The sequence below is a fragment of the Variovorax glucosi genome, from assembly GCF_051216695.1.
GTDB lineage: Bacteria > Pseudomonadota > Gammaproteobacteria > Burkholderiales > Burkholderiaceae_C > Variovorax.
In genome coordinates, this window is record NZ_JBPJZE010000154.1 from 1 (window position 1) to 1,306 (window position 1,306).

Annotated in this window: 2 protein-coding genes; both read left to right on the plus strand. The window is 67.0% G+C overall.

Features of this window, described 5'->3' with window-relative positions:
- Window positions 1-381, plus strand: a 381-nt coding sequence (locus ACSFA3_RS23785; protein WP_475544579.1) for a dihydroorotase, incomplete at its 5' end; no start/stop codon positions are given.
- Window positions 378-1,196 carry an NYN domain-containing protein gene (locus ACSFA3_RS23790; protein WP_435473007.1) on the plus strand — a complete coding sequence of 273 codons (819 nt, stop codon included), beginning with the start codon at window positions 378-380 and terminating at the stop codon, window positions 1,194-1,196. The genes ACSFA3_RS23785 and ACSFA3_RS23790, both read left to right, overlap by 4 nt.
- Window positions 1,197-1,306: the final 110 nt, after the last annotated feature.

Below are 1,306 nucleotides of genomic sequence, written 5' to 3' on the forward strand. Positions count from 1 at the left end.
TGCCTGCCCGTGCTCAAGCGCGAGACGCACCGCGTGGCGCTGGTCGAAGCAGCCACCAGCGGCAGCGACCACTTCTTCCTGGGCACCGACAGCGCGCCGCACCCGGCGCACCTGAAGGAACATGCGCTGGGTTGTGCCGGCTGCTACACCGCGCTCACGGCCATCGAGCTGTACGCCGAGGCCTTCGACAGCGTGAACGCGCTCGACAAGCTCGAAGGCTTCGCAAGCTTCCACGGCCCTGATTTCTACGAACTGCCGCGCCACACGGACACCATCACGCTCAAGCGCGAAAGCTGGACCGTGCCCGAGACCGTGCCCTACGGCGATGCCACGCTCAAGCCTTTGCGCGGCGGTGAGACGATCAACTGGAAGCTCTCATGACACCGACGCTGCGCGTGATGCTGCTGATCGACGCCGACAACGTTTCGGCCGATGTGATCGAACAGGCCGTGCAGCGCACGATGGACGAATACGGCGCCATTCACGTGCGCCGTGCGTACTGCAACGCCGAGATGGCGGTGAACCGGCAGGCGATGTTCAAGCGGCTGTCGGTGCGGCCGATGGTGAACCTGTCGGCCGGCAAGAACAGCACCGATATCGCGCTCTCGGTCGATGCGATCGACCTCGCCATCAACGAGCGGCCTGATGTGGTCGTGCTGGTGTCTTCCGACTCCGACTTCGCACCCCTCGTGATCCGCCTGCGCGAAAAGGGCTGCCGCGTCTGCGGTATCGGCCAGCAGGGCAAGACGGGCGAAGAGACGGTTGGCGTGTACGACGCCTTCATGGATCTCGCGCACCACGCAAGCACGAAGCCTGCGGTGCGCACTGCGCCGGCGAAGAAGTCGGCTGCGGCCAAGTCGGCGCCCGCGAAGACCGCGCGGGCCAAGGCAGTGCCTGCTGCCAAGAAGGCCGCGGCCAAGACACCGGCGCGCAAGACGGCGAAGGCTGCCAAGGCCGCGCCGCCACCGCCGCAGCAACAGCAAACCTCGGAAGCGGCCGAATTCATCCTGCAGGCCGCGCCGGCCTTGCGCAGCGGCAACGAGGTGCCGCTCAACGACGTGGCAAAGGCCCTGCGTACCGCCGGCCTGCTTGGCAAGCACGGCAGTTCGCTCAAGCTCTTCGACAAGCTCACGGCGGAGTTCGCGGTGATGCAGCACCCTGACCGCATCCGCTGGACGGGCGCGCCCGCGCTTTGATCCTGCCGGCGGTTGATTGGGCGCAGCCCTGGCTTGCGCCTTATCGCAAGCACGGTGAAGCGGTGGCAGGGTCCGCGCATGGCTGCGTGGCAACGGCCCTCCAGAGCGTC

What these genes read in the sequence shown, in the direction of transcription:
- ACSFA3_RS23790 (WP_435473007.1), top strand. Translation starts at nt 378, where the DNA reads ATGACACCGACGCTGCGCGTGATGCTGCTGATCGACGCCGACAACGTT.